This is a genomic window from Halopenitus sp. POP-27 (genome assembly GCF_029889855.1).
GTDB classification, from domain to species: Archaea; Halobacteriota; Halobacteria; order Halobacteriales; family Haloferacaceae; genus Halopenitus; species Halopenitus malekzadehii.
Window position 1 is genome coordinate 1 of sequence record NZ_JARANU010000012.1, and the last position, 16,669, is coordinate 16,669.

A 16,669-nucleotide genomic window follows, 5' to 3' on the forward strand; every position below is an offset into this window, starting at 1 on the left:
GGTGTCGGAGTCGGCGTGGGAGTCGGCGTTGGTGTCGGTGTCGGTGTTGGCGTGGGCGTGGGCGTCGGCGTTTCGGTCGTCGGCGTCGACAGCGTAATCGAGCCGGTCGCCGAATCTCCGGTGAGCGATTCGGTGGCGACGATCGGATGCGTCCCGTCGGGAAGCGCGGCCAGCGTCTCGTCGTCGAACGAGACCGAGACGGACCGCGAATCACCGACGGCGAGGCCTTCGAGTCCGGTGACGGTTCGAGTGACCGTTCCCGACCCGACGTCGACGGTCACGTCGAACGGGTCCGATCCATCGGTCTCCCCGACGTTCGTCACCGTCCCCGCGATCGACACCGATCCCGAGTCGGTCCGTTCGTAGGTGTAGTCGGACGGATCGAGCGCCACCGAATACTGCGGCGGCTCGACGATCGTGACCGTCCCGGTCGCACGGTCGTGATCGCCGCGTATCGTGACGGAGCGCTCGTCGCCGGCCGACGCGTTCTCGAGGTCGTGTGTGAGCGTCGTGGTCACCGTCGATCCGGAGTCGACCGTCACCGACTGCGTCTCGACGACCGTCCCGTTGACCAGCAGTTCGATCGTGTCGGTGTACGTCGATCCGCCCGTGTTGGTGAGGTTAACAGACGAATTAAATTGACTGGAAGAAGATACCGATGAAGGAATATTTGATGAGATATTTATACCAGATATAGAATATTTTTGTGGGCCTATATCTGATTCATTTATGAGATCGGTGGATTCAAGCAATTGATTTTCTCCGACTGCAGCATAAACTGTATGATTTATTGAAGGATATGTGTTAATATTGTGGTTATCTAAATTAAGATTAGTATCTGAATCAATTCCGATAGAGAATGAGGTTGTGGTTGATTGAGGATGAATATTTATATGCGCCTGTTCAGATACCTCGTTTTCTTCGGTAACTGCGATTGATACTGGCTCATTGAGATCTGGTCCGTGTTCTATCGTTGGTTGAATATTGTTCTTCTTTTCTGTAAGATCAATATGTCCGGATATGGAGATGGAGTCTATAGAATCGTCTATGATATCAAATTCCTTGCTTTGAACAGCATTACCCGTGCTTGAATCAGGAGAATCAGATGATCCATTTAGATGCGGATTTTGATACGATTTATTAGATTGAAACTCGGCAGCAACATCATATGATAGGTTATCTTTCGAAACAGCATCTTCGAGAGATATGTCCTTCAACGAAAATCCAGTATTAAACCGATCATATTCTGTATATGTTTCTAAGTCTCCTGTAATTTCATATACTAGACTAACCGTTGAATGATTTATTTCCCATTCACCAGTATATTTAACGTCAGAACGTGCGTTATCTATGTTTAATACATACACATCATCAACAGTAGAATCATTAAACTCAACACCAGATGCTACTGAGGGTGTTAAATTATAATAAACTCGAACATATTTCTCGTCTGCATTACCTAGATTGATTTTTGTTGATTCGATTGGTTGTGTATCTGATGAATCATTAGTATATAAGTCACCAATAGAGGGTGATATATCTATTTCCGCGGAAGTTTCCGCAGAAACTGTATTGACCGTTCCACCTGGAACCACACCCGCAGTACCGACGAGCGCGACGAGGAAAACGGTACGAAGCATCGATCGTGTCGGAAACGGCTCTCTTGTCATAGGGGACGAACCCACACCGGAACACGGTATACGCGATCGAGGGGCCGCTCACCATTTCGGCCTCCCCGACGGTATATCACTTCACTCGATAGAGTTCAATTAACTCTATTAGTTAGTTAATAAAGTATATATTCACAACGTCTATATTTGCAAAAAGGTAGCCGTCGGAGCGTCGTCGAATGTCACTCAAAAATGTATTCGTGCGTGAGTGTCCGCGATCCGGCATCGATCGGGACGGCGATGTCGGGTGTGAGAGAGACGCTACTCTCGGTTCAGGATCTCGATCTCGTGGCCGTCCTGATCGGTGGTGAACGCGTACCGGTTGTTGCAGGATTCGGGATCGCGGTCGTCGGCGGCGCCGCGCTCCATCAGCGTCTCCCAGTCGCCCTCGAGGTCGTCGGTCCGGACACAGAGGTGGCCCCAGGCGTCGCCCATCTCGTAGGTGCGACCGTCGTAGTTGTAGGTGAGCTCGACGGACATCGCCTCCTCGGCGGCGTCGGCGGGCTCCATGAAGTAGTTCGCGAACGTGTCGGCCTCCCAGCGGCCCGCGGGCTCGTACTCGAACTTGCGGGTCCAGAAGCCGATCGCCTCGTCGGCGTCCTCGACGCGGATCATCGTGTGGTCGAGGCTCCACTTTGCGCCGTGGTCGCGTTTCACGATCTCGATCTCGTGGCCGTCGGGGTCCGTCACGAACGCGTACCGGTTGTTGCAGGATTCGGGATCGCGGTAGTCGTCGACGCCGTTGGCCAGCAACTCGTCGTAGGCGTCCTGCAGGCCGTCCTCCGGCACACGAACCGCGATGTGGCCCCAGGCGTCGCCCATCTCGTAGGACCGGTCGTCGTGGTTGTAGGTGAGCTCCAGGAGCGCGCCGTCCGCGTGGACGTCCTCCGGACCGAGGTAGACGTTCGTGAACGTGTCGGCCTCCCAGCGGCCCTTCTCCTCGTAGCCGAAGTTGGACTGGTACCACTCGAGGCTCTCCTCGAGATCCTCGACGCGGATCATCACGTGATCGAGTAGGGGATTCATCCGGATCGATGTTGGGCGAAGACGTGGAAAAACGTACCGTCCTCGGCTCTCCCGGCCGTTGGTCGGTCCCGCCACCGATCCGGATCGCGGGCGATGTCGGCAGCTCCCGGAGACGCCTGCCGGCGGCCGAAACGCCTTAGGTATCACCGGGGAAGGAGTGATGTCTCCCGTGTTCCGCCCCCCGAATCCGGTCCGGCTCCTGATCCTGTGGATCGGGCTCGCGCTCGCTCGTGTCGGCCTCATCGATCGCGATCGGGCGGTGCGGACGACCGAGCTCGCGTGGCCACGCGTGGTGACGGGGATCGCCCGGATGTCGAAGAACGCGGTCGACGTCGCGATGGTCGGCATCGCGGTCGGCTCCGCCGCGATCGCGGGCGTCGGGTTCGCCGGCCCCTTCTGGGGGCTCGCGTTCGCGATCGGCGGCGGGATCGCCGGCGGGACGATCGCGCTCGTCTCCCAGCGCTACGGGGCCGACGCCCACGAGGACCTCGGGCAGGCCGTCCGCGGCAGCGTCCTCCTCGTGGTCGTCGTCACGCTCCCGGTCGCGGCGACCTTCTGGCTCGTTCCGACGGACCTGATCGGACTCCTGTCGAGTGACGCCCGGGCGATCGAACTCGGCTCGCGGTATCTCCGGATCGTCGGGGTCGGGATCCCCTTCGCCGCGCTCAACCTCGTCGGCAGTCGCGTTCTCGTCGGCAGCGACGACGCATACACGGCGATGCAGCTCCGTGCCGGCGGCGCGATCGCGAACGTCCTCATCAACGCCGTCCTCATCTTCGGTCTCGACCTCGGCGTCGTCGGCGCGGCGATCGGGACGGTGCTCTCGAATGTCGTGGTCGCGACGGCCTTCGCGGTCGGGCTCGTCCGCGGCGGGTTGCCCGGGATCGGCGCGTTTCCGGTGCGGATCTCGCCGATCGGTGCGTACGCGGACCCGGGAACCCTCGCGGATCTCGTCTCCATCGGCGCGCCGGTCGGCGCGCGTAACCTCGTGTGGACGGCCGCCGAGTTCCCGATGCTCGGGATCCTCGACGTCTTCGGCCGCGACGTCGTCGCCGCGTTCGTCATCGCCAGGCGGATCTGGGGGATCATGAACACGCCCGGCTGGGGCTTCGGGTTGGCTGCCTCGAGTCTGGTCGGCCAGGAGCTCGGAACCGGCGCGGAGGACGCCGCCGAGCGATACGGCCGGGACATCATCCGATTCGCGGTGGCGACGTATCTCGTCTCGGCCGTCCTCGTCGCGGCCTTCGCCGAGCCCATCGTCGGCCTGTTCGTCGACGACCCCGGCGATCCCGCGATCCCGATCGCGGTCACGCTCGTGTACGCCGCCTGCGTCGCGATCGTGTTTCAGGGCGTGGCCGGCGGCGCCGCGGGGCCGCTCGACGCGAGCGGCGACACAACCGTGCCGTTCCTCAGCCAGTTTCTCGGGATGTTCTGCGTCTCGATCCCGCTTGCGTACATCGGGGCGACGACGCCGCTCGGTCTGTGGGGCGTCTACCTCGGGTTCCTCGCGGAGACGGGCGTCCCAGCCGCGATCAACTACTGGCGGTTCGATTCCGGAACCTGGAAGTCGGTCAGCCGGGGCTATCGGCCAGGAAACGAGGCCGGAAGCGACAGCGGGAGCGAGAGCGGACGCACCGATTGATCGTCAACGCTTGTGGAACGGCCACGATTCCCGACAGCGGGTCGTCGCCGGCGGTTCGTCGGCGATGGTTCTCAGCGGCATCCGGCTCATCGGTCGAGAGGTCACCGATCGAGAAGTCCTCGAAGTGGCGGCCCGTACAGGACGGCCGCACACGCCCACGCACAGATGGTCGCGATCGGGACGACCAGGGTGGAGACGGTGGGTCCGGCGAGGCCGTATCGGGACCCGAGTCCGATCGCCACCGAGAGGCTGGCGACCCCGGCAAGCACGAGCAAGCCGCCGGTAACACGGGGATCTTCCCGATCCACGACGACGCCGGCCGCAGCGCTTCCGGCGGCAAGCAGGTGGAACACGAGCGCGACCGGCCACGCCTGGATCGACGACGGAAGCGCCCCGAACGGAAGCGGATGGGCGAGAACGTATCGCCAGATCGGGTAGCCGCTGACGGCGAGATCGCCGCCGGCGCCGGGAACAATGGTGACGAGCCCCCAGAGCGAGACGACGGTATACGTCGCGCCGTCGACGATGACGGTGACGGGAACGACGAGTAAGCCGACGATCACGAGAAGCGCTCGTCGGCCGGCTCTCGACTCCGATCCGGCGGACGTGGCGTTCGGTCCATCGGACCGAGGGCGCGACCGATCGGCGCGGTCGACGGAGGGGCCGGGGGCGTCGGAACGGGGATCGGACCGGTCGGCGGACGCGTCAGTCACGGCGTCACTTCCGGGCGACGATCCGGAGTTCGTCCTCGTCGGCGAGTTCGTGGTCCCGGCCGACCTGCTGTTCGTCGTGTTTCGCGCTCGGTCCGGAGACGCGGGCGAACTTGAAGCGGTCGTCGAACTCGCCGCCGATCTTCTCGCAGGCGTCGTCGACGGTATCCCCCTCGAAGAGGACCAGCGGTTCCTCGTAATCGACGCCGCGGCCCGGTTTGTCCATATAGACCCGGATCAGGCCGAGTTCCTCCCAGACGCGGTCGGTAAAGCCATCGAGGCCACGATCCTCCTCGGCGGAGATGAACACGACCTCCTCGGGATCGAGGTCCCGATCGCGAAGCTCCCGCTTGACCGTCGGGAGGTAGTCAGCATCGATCAGGTCCGCCTTGTTGACGGCGACCATCGAGGGGAGATACACGCGGTTGTCCATCACGCCGTCGACGAGCTCGTCGATGGTGAGGTCGTGTGGGATCGTCACCTGCGCGTTGACGTACCCGTACTCGCGAAGGACCTGCTTGATCGTCTCCTCCTCGAGGCTCACCTCGTCGCTCGTGGTCACCTGGATGCCGTCCTTGTGCGTCTTGCGAACGTTGATGTTGGGTGGCTCGGTGTCGAGTCGGATGTTCGTGTCGTACAACTCCTCGCGGAGCCGGTCGTACTGTTCGATCTCGAACACCGAGAGCAGAAACACGACCAGATCCGCGGTCCGGACGACCGACAGCACCTCCTTGCCGCCGCCGCGCCCGCCCGCGGCGCCCTCGATCAGTCCCGGGACGTCGAGGATCTGTATCTGTGCACCCCGGTACTGGAGCATTCCGGGGTTGACGTCGAGGGTGGTGAACTCGTAGGAGCCGACCTCGCTGTCGGCGTTGGTGAGGGCGTTGATCAGCGTGGACTTCCCGACGCTGGGGAAGCCGACGAGCGCGACGGTGGCATCGCCGTGCTTTTCGACGGCATAGCCGTGACCGCCGCCGGCGGAGGACTGGTTTTCCAGCTTCTCCTTCTTCTCCGCGAGCTTCGCCTTGAGACGACCGATATGGGCCTCGGTGGACTTGTTGTAGGGCGTCTCGGCGATCTCCTCGCGGAGGTCCTCGATCTCCTCTTCCAGTCCCATCAGGGGCAACTCAGCCGCTCAGTTCGTTAAACCTGTTCCTTCGGTGGGCGGGAGGTGTGGGCGCTCGTGGGATCGGCGGAACGGCGTCGACGACGGCGGTGGCAACCCGGATCACGATCCGACGTCCCCAACGGCGGCGACAACCCGGATCACGATCCGACGTCCCCGACGGCGCCGGTACTCGCCAGTTTCGTCACGATTATTTAGGGCCTGTGAGAGGATGCGAGTGTCGAATGCCGGATCCGGCTCGCCTCAGAGACAGCACCCAGATCGTCCTCCCCTGTCGATCGCTCGATGGGATCCGGGACCGTCTGGAGGCGGAGTTCACCGTAACGATCGTCGAATCGGAGGGACAGTGCCGGATCATCGGAAGCCCAGTCGTGATAAAGTCGGTCAGCGAGTTTCTCGGCCGGTCCGGAATCCCGGTCGCGTGACCGGGATGGACCGATGGTGGACGTTGATCAGCCGGCGAAGCCGACGACGAGCTGGATGGCGATGACGAGCATCAGGACCATCCCGAGCGCGATCGACCCGGCGGCGACGCCCTGAGCGTTGCCGAGGCCGCGCTCGCGTGTCGCCGCGTACGCGCCGAGGAACACGAACCCGGCGATGAGGAGGCCGACGAGACCGTAGACGACGTTCAGAATGGTCCCGGGAAGCCCCTCCGGAAGCCCGAAGCTCCCGACCGCAAGCACGGTCAACAGCCCGAGCCCGACCGCGAAGGCGATGAACGTCACGGTCCAGACCGCCGGCGAGTGAGCGATCGCTCGGAGCCGGGAGACGGCTCGATCGTACCGGTCGCCGTCGCCGTCGTCGGCGGCGAACTCCCGCTTGCGGCCGACCCGACCGACAGCGATGAAGGTGGCGATCACGAGCAACCCCATCAGTACCGTGCTCAAAAGCGTTAATGAGACCATAACTGTCTGTGTGTCCTCGTTGTACTGACGGTCCGGTCGTGTATACAAATAGCCTTCGTATATGATCGGGCCCGCCCGGTCGTGTCCCGACGGAGAACCCCCGATCGTCATCCGAACGGCCACCCGCTGACGACCGCGCTACAAAAGAGATAAGTGCGGCATCACCAACTCACAGGCAAGGGCCGAGAAAAGAACATGATAGCGTCAGTATTACTGCAACAGACCGATGGTCTCCGGGCGCAGGCCGAGATCTTCAACGAGATCTTCTCCGTCTTCCTCGGGCTCGGGACGCTCATCGGGATCATTGTCGTCTCGTATATGCTCTGGAACGCATACAAATACCGGGACGACGGAAGCGAACCGAAAGAGAGCTTCGATCCGCCCGTTCTCGGCGAGCTGCCGACCGGGAAGGGTGGTCCGAAGGCCAAGAAACTCTTCCTGTCGTTCGGGCTCAGTGCCATCGTGGTCATCAGCCTCGTCGTCTACGCGTACGGCCTGCTGTTGGTCGTCGAGGAGGGGCCGGAGGCACCGGGTGTCGAGTCGGCGGATATGGAGGTCGAGGTCGTTGGGTACCAGTTCGGCTGGGAGTTCCAGTACCCCAACGGCGTCACCACCCAGAACACGCTGTACGTCCCGGAGGATTCGGCGATCGAGTTACGGGTGACATCACGGGACGTCTGGCACACCTTCGGCGTCCCCGAGTTACGCATCAAATCGGACTCGATCCCCGGCCAATACTCCGAAACGTGGTTCACCACTGAGGGTGGCCTCGATGCCGGCCAGGAGCAAACCTACGAGGTCGAATGCTTCGAGCTGTGCGGGTCCGGTCATTCCTTTATGAACGGTGAGATCGTGGTTATGGACGACACCGAATTCAACGATTGGTACGACGAACAGGCCGCGGCGCTTGCGGAGGAGAACGACTCCGGTGCCGCAGCCGGCAACGCCACCGCAACCGGCAACGCCACCGCGGAGGGTGAGGCATAATGTCCGAACTACCGCCGAAGACCTCAGTCCGCCGCTGGCTGGTGACGACGAACCACAAGGACGTCGGGATCCTGTACACGGTCACGGCGCTGTTCTTCCTGATCATGGGTGGGATGCTCGCGTTGCTCATCCGACTCCAGATGTGGGAACCCGGCGCCCAGGTCCTCTCAGGGATCGCCTACAATGAGGCGGTCACCACGCACGGCCTCATCATGGTCTTCTGGTTCCTCTCGCCGTTCGGGTTCGGGTTCGCAAACTACTTCGTCCCGCTACAGATCGGCGCCGACGATCTCGCGTTCCCGCGGCTGAACGCGCTGTCCTATTGGATGTTCTCCCTCTCCGGGATACTGATGGGAATCAGCTACTTCCAGGGCGGAACGCTCAGCACGGGCTGGACGATGTACGCCCCGCTGAACGTGCCGATGTATACGCCGAGTCTGGGATCCACGGGCGCGATCCTCGCGCTCGCGATGTTCGTGATCGGGATCACCGCCTCGACGGTGAACTTCCTCACGACGATCCACCACTCGCGTGCCGAAGGGATGGGCCTGATGGATATGCCGCTTTTCACCTGGTCCATGCTTGCGACGGTCTACATGATGCTGTTCGCGTTCGCGGCGCTGCTGGCGGTCGCGCTCATCCTGTTGTCCGACCGCATCCTCGGGAGCATCTACTTCTCCGCGACCGAGGGTGGCGCGCTATTGTGGGGACACCTCTTCTGGTTCTTCGGCCATCCGGAGGTGTACATCGTCTTCTTCCCGGCGCTGGGTGTAATGCTCGAGCTGTTCCAGTCGTTCTCCGGCAACCGGCTCGTCGGGCGGAAGTGGGTCATCATCGCGATCTGTCTCATCTCGATCCAGTCGTTCCTGGTGTGGACCCACCACATGTTCCTCACCACGATCAATCTGGAGGTCAAAACGCTGATGATGGCGACGTCGATCGGGATATCGTTACCGTTCGACCTCGTCGTCTTCTCGCTCATCTACACGCTCATCAAGGGGCGGATCAGGTTCACGACGCCGTTCCTGTTCGCCTTCGGCGCGCTGTTGTTGTTCATCCTCGGCGGCATCACCGGCGTCTTCCTGGGTGCGATCGTCCTCGACTACGAGTTCCGCGGCACCTACTGGGTCGTCGCCCACTTCCACTACGTGATGTTCGGCGGCGCGACGGCGCTGTTCGGCGGGATCTACTACTGGTTCCCGAAGATGACCGGAAAGATGTACGACGAGTTCCTCGGAAAGGTTCACTTCGTCGTCTTCTTCATCGGGTTCAACGCGGTGTACTTCTCCATGTTCCTCGCCTGGGAGACGCCGCGGCGCGTCTTCGATTACGACCCGGCCTTCCAGAGCATGCACCGGTTCGGGACGATCGGCGCGTTCGTCCTCGGGCTGTCGTTCTTCATCATGTTCTACAACTTCGCGAAGTCCTACGTGTCCGGGCCCGACGCTCCCGACAACCCGTGGGAGTACACCCGGACCGCCGAATGGGCGGTTCCCTCGCCGCCGCCGCTCGAGAACTGGGGCGGACGCCCCTCCTACGCCTCCGGCAAGCTCGAGTTCGTCTCCGAGGCGCTCACCACGCCCGATGACGATCACGACGGACCGGCCGCGGCGACCGACGGCGGCCACGGTGAGGGCCACGGCGAGGACCACATCGAGAGCTACCCCTACTGGGATAAACACGCGAGCCACGCCAGCATCTGGCCGTTTGCGCTCTCGTTGGCCACGGGGATCTTCTTCTTCGGGCTGTCCGGAGTCGCCTCGTCGTTCGACGTCACGACCGCGGAGACGCTGGCGGGGACCGGCATCACGGTGAGCAATCCGGTGTACCCGATCTTCACCGCCATCGGCCTCGTCGGCCTGATCTGGACGGCCGTGAAGTGGGGTCTCGAGGACTTCTATGCCCCGCCGATGGAGATCGCCGAGCGGTGGCCCTTCGAGGGCGTCGAGAAGGTAAAACTCGGGATGTGGTTCTTCCTGGCCTCCGACGTGATCGTCTTCGGGGCGTTCATCTCCGCCGCGGTCTTCATTCGCGTGGCTGCGGGCTGGTACACCTGGGAGCCGCTGACGGACTCCCTGCCGGGGCTCATCAACACCTTCGTACTGTTGACGTCCTCGTTCACGGTCATCCTCGCGCTCGTGTACGCCCGGCGCAAGAGCCGGGCCGGTCTGATCGCCAATCTGGTCGCGACGATGCTGCTCGGGCTCACCTTCCTGTCGATCAAGCTCTGGGAGTGGCACCACGAGATCTATGACGTCGGCGTCACGCTCACCCAGAACTCCCACGGTGACCCGGTACAGGCGACGATCTACTACGTCACGACGGGGCTCCACGGGATCCACGTCGTGATCGGCCTGCTGATCGCCGGCTTCCTGCTCGTGCGGGCGTGGAACGGCGCCTACCAGGAGGACTCCCGACCGGTCGAGTACTTCGGCCTCTACTGGCACTTCGTCGACATCGTTTGGGTCATCCTCTTCCCGCTGTTCTACCTCTTTTGAGGTTCACGTCTCGTTTTTGACGTTCGGAAATCCGGACACGTCGTCTCGGAAACCCGGACACGTCGTCTCGGAAACCCGGAATACGCCGTCGACGATGAGGCCGCTTGCGCGGATATTTACGTCTCGATAGTCGAGCATCGATATGGTTCCGGACGTGCTCACCGACCCGCGGCTGCTCAGCGGGATCTTCTGGACGCTCGTCGGCGTCTCGTTTTGGGTCGTCGGCCCGTTCGTCGGGTACTACCTGTGGAAACGATGGCGGGGCCCCGACGACGAGGATGGGTAAACCTATAAGGACGCACACCCAGATTTCGCGTGAACAATGGCGTCGGATTCGATCAAGCTCTACGCGCTGGTGTACGTCGCGCTCGTGGGGTTGGCGACCTCGAAGTTCGTCTTCTTCGAGTTCGACCAGTTCTTCACCTACGAGCAGGCGTTCGCCGGCACGATGGGGGCCGCCGCGCTGAAGGGGGCGCTCATCGTCGGCTACTACCAACACCTCAAGTGGGAGAACCGATCGCTGACTTACCTGATGGCCGTCGCGCTGGCGTTCGCCCTCCTGCTGATGGCCGCGGCGACCTACTCCATCACGTAACGCATATCGACGCAGCGGGGTTTCAGACGCTCGCGCAGCCTGGTTCTCTCGACTTCGTGTCGCTTCGACCATCGACGTCGTCGCCGCCATCTCGTACGGACGGGGCGCGTCCGGCCGGAGGGGAAACACCAAAACCCCTCCGACCGTATCGGCGGGTATGTACCACGTACTACTTGCCGTGGACGAGGACGAGGGCCGAAGTACCCGGATCGCCGAGACGATCACGTCGCTCCCGAGCGCGAGCACCGACGTGTTCGTGTCCGTCTTCCACTGTTTCGTCGACAACCCCGCCGGCGCCTCGGCGACGCAGGTTGGCAGCGTCCGGGCGGTCCAGGAGATCCTCGAGGAGGCGGGGATCGACAACCAAGTGCTCGAGGCGAGCGGTGACCCCGCCGACACGATCCTCGAGACCGCGACGGAGGAGCAGGCCGACGCCATCTATCTGGGCGGCCGGAAGCGCTCGCCGGCCGGCAAGGCGCTGTTCGGCAGCGTCACGCAGTCGGTGATCCTCGGAGCGGAACTGCCGGTGACGGTTGCCGGGAAGACGCAGACGACCGCCGAGTAGTCGGGGGAAGCCGTCGGACACGGAGTTGCTGGGAGGTCGCCGAGCACCGAGTACCGGCGGTCAATGGCTGACGGCCGACGGTCGATGGCTGACGGCCGACGGTCGACGGTCAATGCCCCACGACGACGACCGATCCGCCGGCTCGTCGATCACTCCTGCGGGCCGACGTCCCCATCGTCGGTTCGGCTCTTCACCACGAACAGCGACGCGTATCCGACAAGCAATCCCGGCCAGTAGGTCGTCAACCGGAAGAGGATTGCGGCGGTCACGGCGGTCGCCAGCCCGATGGGATAGAACAGCGTCACGAGTCCCGAAAACGCCACCTCGTAGGTTCCGGACCCGCCGGGCGTCGGGGAGACCGTCGCGATGACCGAGAGGTTCACGATGAAATACAACGAGACGAAGTCGGGATCGATCCCGAGCGACCGGAACACGAAGTACAACGAGACGACCTGCGCCAGGATCGCGAGGTGTGAACCGACGGCGGTCGTGAGCAGAAAGGACCGATCACTGCCCGCGGTTTGGAAATGCCCCTCGATCCGCTTGATGCGGTCACGGAGGGACTGAAACACGCCCTCCGCCCGGTCGGTTCGCCGCTCGATCGCGTTCACCGTCCCCACCGCGAGGTCGCCGAGGCGTCCATCGTCGGACCACAGCAGGTACGTCACAGCGCCGCCGATCAACAGGAGCGCTACGGCGACCGCCCCGACGGATCGGAGAAACCCGGTCAGCGATCCCACGACGATGAGATAGCACAGCCCGCCGAGCGTGAACGTGAAGAAGGGAGCCGCGTTTAGGATGTCCGCCGAGACCACGGCCGCAAGCGCCTTCTCGTAGTCCGTCTCGAGGGCGTCCGAGACGACGTAGGCCATGATCGGTTCGCCACCGAACTGGCCGAGCGGGGTGATCGAGTTCAGAAAGTGGCCGGTGAGAAAGAGGGAAACCGTGTCCGTCGGCGTCGGATCCATCCCCATGTGTCGGAAGAACCGGTGCCAGACCCACGCCCACAACAGCAGCGACGAGAACCCGATGGCGAGCGCGACCGCGAAGTGGGACCGGTCCGCCCGCACGAGCGCCGACAGTACCTCCCCGACGTCGGCGAGCGCGAGGAGAGCGACGAACAGCACGCCGGTCACGATGAACCAGATCCACTCCCGTCGCCCGGTCGCGATCGGAACCGTCATCGGTAGCCCAACTGTTCGAGCCGGTCCTCGACGGCGTCGTCGACCGGTCGATCATCGTCGCCCGGACGGTCGTTGGCGGCATCGTCGGCGTCCGCATCGACGTCGCCGATCCCGTCGACGGCAGCCTTGAGGTCGGGCGGGACCGGGATCGGCTCGTCCGCCTCGTGGTCGTACGCCTCGTAGGTCGCATCGCCGTCCTCGGTGACCGACTTGACCACCGTCACCCCGTCACGTTTCGCGTAGCGGTGTTTCCGGTAATACTCGTCCCATCGATCGGTCGGGATGTATCCCGTGAAGTTCTGGGGATACTCACACCCGCCCAGTATCGTTTCCGGGAAGACGTCCTCGTGGGTGGGTTCGGGCGCGATGCCGGCGTAATACGGGACGAGTCGGCTAAGCGATCGGAGCTCGATCGGGTCCGTGACCCTGTCGGCCGCCAGATCCGGATGGGAGACGAACAGGACGGTGTTTGTCACCGGTTCCGCGACGGTGAACTGGTGGCCGAACTCGCCGCCGTTCTCGCCGAGCGCCTGGCCGTGGTCCGAGAGCATCACCACCACGGTGTCCTCGCGGAGGCCGTTGTCCTCGAGCGCGGCGACGATCCGTCCCACGAGGTCGTCGGTGTAGTCGACGGAGGCGTCGTAGACGCGCTCGAGCTGGTCGAAATCGATGTCGTCCATCGTGAAGACGTCCTTTTGCCGGTGGGGGATCGCCGCGTCCGGGGCCACACCGTGCCGATCGGCGTATCGATCCGGAGGCCGGTACGGCTCGTGGGGCTCCATCAGGTTGGTGTACAGGAAGAACGGCCGGTCATCGTCCTCGCGGGACGCGAGATACTCGGTCACGGCGTCGACGGTCTCCTCCGACTGCGTGGAGTCGTCGACGTCGAACAGTCGGAAGACGCGGTCGATCTGTCGCCCGAGGATCCGACGCGGCGTCTCACCGAGGGCGTGATAGAACTTCGCGAACGCCTTCGAGAGGCGAACGCTCAGCCGGTTGTCGGCCGTCCCCAGGAAGTTCTCGACGTGGTCGAAGTCCTCCGTCATCCCCTTGTGGGGGGTGATCCAGACGTTCGGCGTTATCGCGGCTGTCTCGTAGCCCGCATCCCGAAACGCGGAGACGAACGTCTCTCGGTCCTCGTCGAAGTAGCTCTTCGCGTGGGTGGTGCCGTGCTCCCAGGGATACTCCCCGGTGAACATTGAGGCGTGCGACGGCAGCGTCCAGGGTGCCTGCGTGACCGCGTTCTCGAAGACGATCGACGAGTCGGCGAGCTGCTGGATGTGGTCGGTGAACTCGACGTCGGCGTTGTACGCGGACACCCGGTCCGTCCGGAGGGAATCCAGAACCAGAAAGACGACGTTCTTCGTCCCCGAAACGGTGTCCTCCATACCCGCCACCCGGACCGCCCGGCAGTTAGGTACGTCGGTTCCGAACGGCATCGGTGGGCCGGTTTGACTGGACCCAACGAGCCGATCCCCGGATCGTCGGGACGGAGCCAGGACCGATTTATAGGGGACGCGACAACGGGGGGTATGGTCGAGAGCGTGGCGATCGTCTACTGGTGTGACGGGGCCGGACACGCGGCCAGGAGCATCCCGGTCGCCAAGGAGTTCGAGTCACGCGGCATCGACGTGTCGATCGCCGGCGGCGGGCAGGGCGCGCGGTTCGTGGAGATGAACGGTTTCGACCAGCCGGACCTCACGACCGTCTCGGTCGAGGGGAGTACGCCGCGTGCCTTCCTTGAGCACACTCTCTTCGATCTCGCACCCTCCGCAGTGAAACGGACGCGGGAGATCCACCAGTGGCTCAAACGGGAGGATCCGGACGTGCTGGTGACCGACGACGTCTTCGCGGGCCTGTCGGCGGCGGCCCAGGGGATCGATTTCTACCGGATCGACCACCTCACGCCGGATCTGTTCGGCCCGGTTTGGGGGACTCCGCTGCGGATCTACAACGCGGCGTCGTTGCTGTTCGGCGAGGGGATCCTCGTGACGTCCCTGTGGCCGGACGAGCCGGACCCGGCGGGAATCACGCGGGTCGGCCCGCTCGCCCAGGAGGGTGACGCCGATGACGAGATCGACGAGTACGACGTGCTCATCAATCCGGGAACACACGGCGAGGGATTCGACGAGATACGGTCCCGACTGGAGGCGGACGGCTACACGGTCAGGACGGTGGGCGACGACGACTGGGAGACGAAGCCGACGATGACTCCGTATACGGAGGCGGCCGACGTCGTGATCTGTACCGGGTTCTCGTCGATCGCGGACACGGTCGTCGCGGGAACGCCCTGCGTGATCTACCCGTTCCTCCCGTTTCAGAAGGCGATCGCGGAGCGCGCCGAACGCGAGGGCATCGGGGGGATCGCCAGGGCCGCCTCGGTGCCCGACGCCGTCCTGAAAGCGAAACGCTTCTGTGAATCCGATGAAAGTCCCGACTACGAGAACGGTGCCCCCGAGTTCGTGGATGCGGTCCTGGATGCGTAGCCGCCCCGACCGTCGACGTCGGACGGTGATGCCGAAGGGCCGGATCGTGGCCCCGCAGGACGGGAGCGTGACACCGCAGGACCGGCCCGTGAGGCTCGCCTCGGGCGCACGCGTCGATCGGAACGAACGGAGGACGGTATGAGGATCGGGTTCTTTACGGACAGCTACTTCCCCGGGATCGACGGCGTCACGTACACGATCCAGGCCTGGCGCGAGCGTCTCGAGGATCGCGGCCACGAGGTATACGTCGTGTATCCGGCAAGCAGCCACGAGCCGGACGACCACGAGCTCCCGGTCCGGTCGCTCCCGAACCCGTTTTACGAGCAGTATCGGTTACCGACCTATCGACGGCTCTCGACGCTGCCGGAGTTGGACGTCGTCCACTGTCACGGACCGGCGTCGACGGGAATCATGGGCCGGCGATACGCGAAGCAGACGGGGGTACAATCGGTCTATACACACCACACGCCGGTCGAGGACTACCTCGAACGCGGTCTCAAGTTCGAGTCGATCGCCGCGGCCGCGTCGAGGCTCTACGTGGCCTACGAGAACCGGTTCCTCCGGTCGTTCGACTGCGTGACCGCCTCGACCTCGCGGATCCGGCGGGACGTGGAGCCGCGACGGCTCCCCGTCGGCATCGAGATGGACACCTTCCGGCCGCAGTCGGACCGGCTGTTCTCGTATCCGGAGCCGGTCATCGGCTACAGCGGTCGGCTGACCGCCAAGAAGAACGTCGACGAGATCCTCCGGCTGGCGGCCCAGACGCCGGAGTATCGGTTCGTGCTCGTCGGCGAGGGACCCGAACGGGACGCACTGGAGCGGACGGCTCCGGAGAACGTGACCTTCAAGGACTTCCTCCCGCGCGAGGATCTTCCCACGTTCTACTCGTCGATCGACGTCTTCCTCACGGCGTCGACGTGTGACACCCTCGGGCTGTCGACGCTCGAGGCGAACGCCTGCGGCACGCCGGTTGCGGCGGCCGACGTCCCGCCGTTCGATGAGACGATCGGAAAGGCGAACGGGGCGCGGTTCGCGTACGGTGATCTCGAGGAGATGAAACGCGCCGTCGAGGACTGCCTGCGCCACGATCGAGACACCCGAAGCGCGGTCGAGCGGTTCTCGGTGACCGAGACGATCGACGAACTCGAACGGATCTACGGAGTGACCGACCGATGACCGACGCGGGGACCGAGCAATGACCGACGGAGACCGGATGACCGACGGAGACCGGATGACCGACGGAGACCGGATGACCGACGCGGGGATCGACTG

Annotated in this window: 16 protein-coding genes; 9 read left to right on the forward strand and 7 right to left on the reverse strand. The window is 63.5% G+C overall.

The window, feature by feature from the left end; translation table 11 throughout:
- Together OQF70_RS08620 and OQF70_RS08625 are read right to left on the reverse strand one after the other, a co-directional pair.
- On the reverse strand, window positions 1-1,670 hold a 1,670-nt coding region (locus OQF70_RS08620; protein WP_280537025.1), incomplete at its 3' end, for a hypothetical protein.
- A 261-nt stretch (window positions 1,671-1,931) separates the two neighbouring features.
- The gene (locus OQF70_RS08625; RefSeq protein WP_280537027.1) at window positions 1,932-2,696 is read right to left on the reverse strand and encodes a VOC family protein; all 765 of its coding nucleotides are present in this window, start codon (window positions 2,694-2,696) and stop codon (window positions 1,932-1,934) included.
- Between the two features lie 169 nt (window positions 2,697-2,865).
- On the opposite strand from OQF70_RS08625, the gene OQF70_RS08630 reads away from it, so the two are divergent.
- On the forward strand, window positions 2,866-4,338 hold the full coding sequence (locus OQF70_RS08630; RefSeq protein ID WP_280537135.1) for an MATE family efflux transporter: 1,473 nt from the start codon (window positions 2,866-2,868) through the stop codon (window positions 4,336-4,338).
- 101 nt (window positions 4,339-4,439) lie between these two features.
- Here OQF70_RS08630 and OQF70_RS08635 read toward each other — a convergent pair whose 3' ends face one another.
- Entirely contained in the window at window positions 4,440-5,051 is a 612-nt protein-coding gene (locus OQF70_RS08635) for a TIGR04206 family protein (RefSeq protein ID WP_280537028.1), read from the reverse strand.
- 4 nt (window positions 5,052-5,055) lie between these two features.
- The gene (locus OQF70_RS08640; protein ID WP_280537029.1) at window positions 5,056-6,165 is read right to left on the reverse strand and encodes a GTPase; all 1,110 of its coding nucleotides are present in this window, start codon (window positions 6,163-6,165) and stop codon (window positions 5,056-5,058) included.
- Between the two features lie 233 nt (window positions 6,166-6,398).
- Between OQF70_RS08640 and OQF70_RS08645 the strand changes: the two genes are divergently transcribed.
- On the forward strand, window positions 6,399-6,599 hold the full coding sequence (locus OQF70_RS08645; protein WP_280537031.1) for a hypothetical protein: 201 nt from the start codon (window positions 6,399-6,401) through the stop codon (window positions 6,597-6,599).
- 27 nt (window positions 6,600-6,626) lie between these two features.
- On the opposite strand, the gene OQF70_RS08650 is transcribed toward OQF70_RS08645, so the two are convergent.
- Window positions 6,627-7,049 carry a hypothetical protein gene (locus tag OQF70_RS08650; protein ID WP_280537032.1) on the reverse strand — a complete coding sequence of 141 codons (423 nt, stop codon included), beginning with the start codon at window positions 7,047-7,049 and terminating at the stop codon, window positions 6,627-6,629.
- Window positions 7,050-7,277: 228 nt separating this feature from the next.
- Here OQF70_RS08650 and coxB point away from each other — a divergent pair, with 228 nt between their 5' ends.
- From coxB to OQF70_RS08675, 5 genes are all read left to right on the forward strand, one after another.
- Entirely contained in the window at window positions 7,278-8,069 is a 792-nt protein-coding gene (gene coxB, locus OQF70_RS08655; RefSeq protein WP_280537034.1) for a cytochrome c oxidase subunit II, read from the forward strand.
- Entirely contained in the window at window positions 8,069-10,567 is a 2,499-nt protein-coding gene (locus tag OQF70_RS08660; RefSeq protein WP_280537035.1) for a cbb3-type cytochrome c oxidase subunit I, read from the forward strand. The genes coxB and OQF70_RS08660 overlap by 1 nt, the downstream gene beginning before the upstream one ends.
- A gap of 142 nt (window positions 10,568-10,709) precedes the next feature.
- Window positions 10,710-10,853, forward strand: coding sequence for a hypothetical protein (locus OQF70_RS08665; RefSeq protein ID WP_021074467.1), 144 nt, complete (start codon window positions 10,710-10,712; stop codon window positions 10,851-10,853).
- A 36-nt stretch (window positions 10,854-10,889) separates the two neighbouring features.
- The gene (locus OQF70_RS08670) at window positions 10,890-11,162 is read left to right on the forward strand and encodes a cytochrome C oxidase subunit IV family protein (RefSeq protein ID WP_021074466.1); all 273 of its coding nucleotides are present in this window, start codon (window positions 10,890-10,892) and stop codon (window positions 11,160-11,162) included.
- Window positions 11,163-11,319: 157 nt separating this feature from the next.
- A complete protein-coding gene (locus OQF70_RS08675) occupies window positions 11,320-11,727 on the forward strand; it encodes a universal stress protein (protein WP_280537036.1) in 408 nt (135 codons plus the stop codon).
- 149 nt (window positions 11,728-11,876) lie between these two features.
- On the opposite strand, the gene OQF70_RS08680 is transcribed toward OQF70_RS08675, so the two are convergent.
- Together OQF70_RS08680 and OQF70_RS08685 are read right to left on the reverse strand one after the other, a co-directional pair.
- A complete protein-coding gene (locus OQF70_RS08680) occupies window positions 11,877-12,911 on the reverse strand; it encodes a lysylphosphatidylglycerol synthase transmembrane domain-containing protein (RefSeq protein ID WP_280537037.1) in 1,035 nt (344 codons plus the stop codon).
- The gene (locus OQF70_RS08685; RefSeq protein WP_280537038.1) at window positions 12,908-14,299 is read right to left on the reverse strand and encodes a sulfatase; all 1,392 of its coding nucleotides are present in this window, start codon (window positions 14,297-14,299) and stop codon (window positions 12,908-12,910) included. Before OQF70_RS08685 ends, OQF70_RS08680 begins: the two co-directional genes overlap by 4 nt.
- 144 nt (window positions 14,300-14,443) lie before the next feature.
- Between OQF70_RS08685 and OQF70_RS08690 the strand changes: the two genes are divergently transcribed.
- Both OQF70_RS08690 and OQF70_RS08695 read left to right on the forward strand, forming a co-directional pair.
- Entirely contained in the window at window positions 14,444-15,397 is a 954-nt protein-coding gene (locus OQF70_RS08690) for a hypothetical protein (protein WP_280537039.1), read from the forward strand.
- A gap of 138 nt (window positions 15,398-15,535) precedes the next feature.
- Complete coding sequence (locus OQF70_RS08695) at window positions 15,536-16,573, forward strand: glycosyltransferase (protein ID WP_280537040.1); 1,038 nt, start codon at window positions 15,536-15,538, stop codon at window positions 16,571-16,573.
- Window positions 16,574-16,669 lie beyond the last annotated feature (96 nt).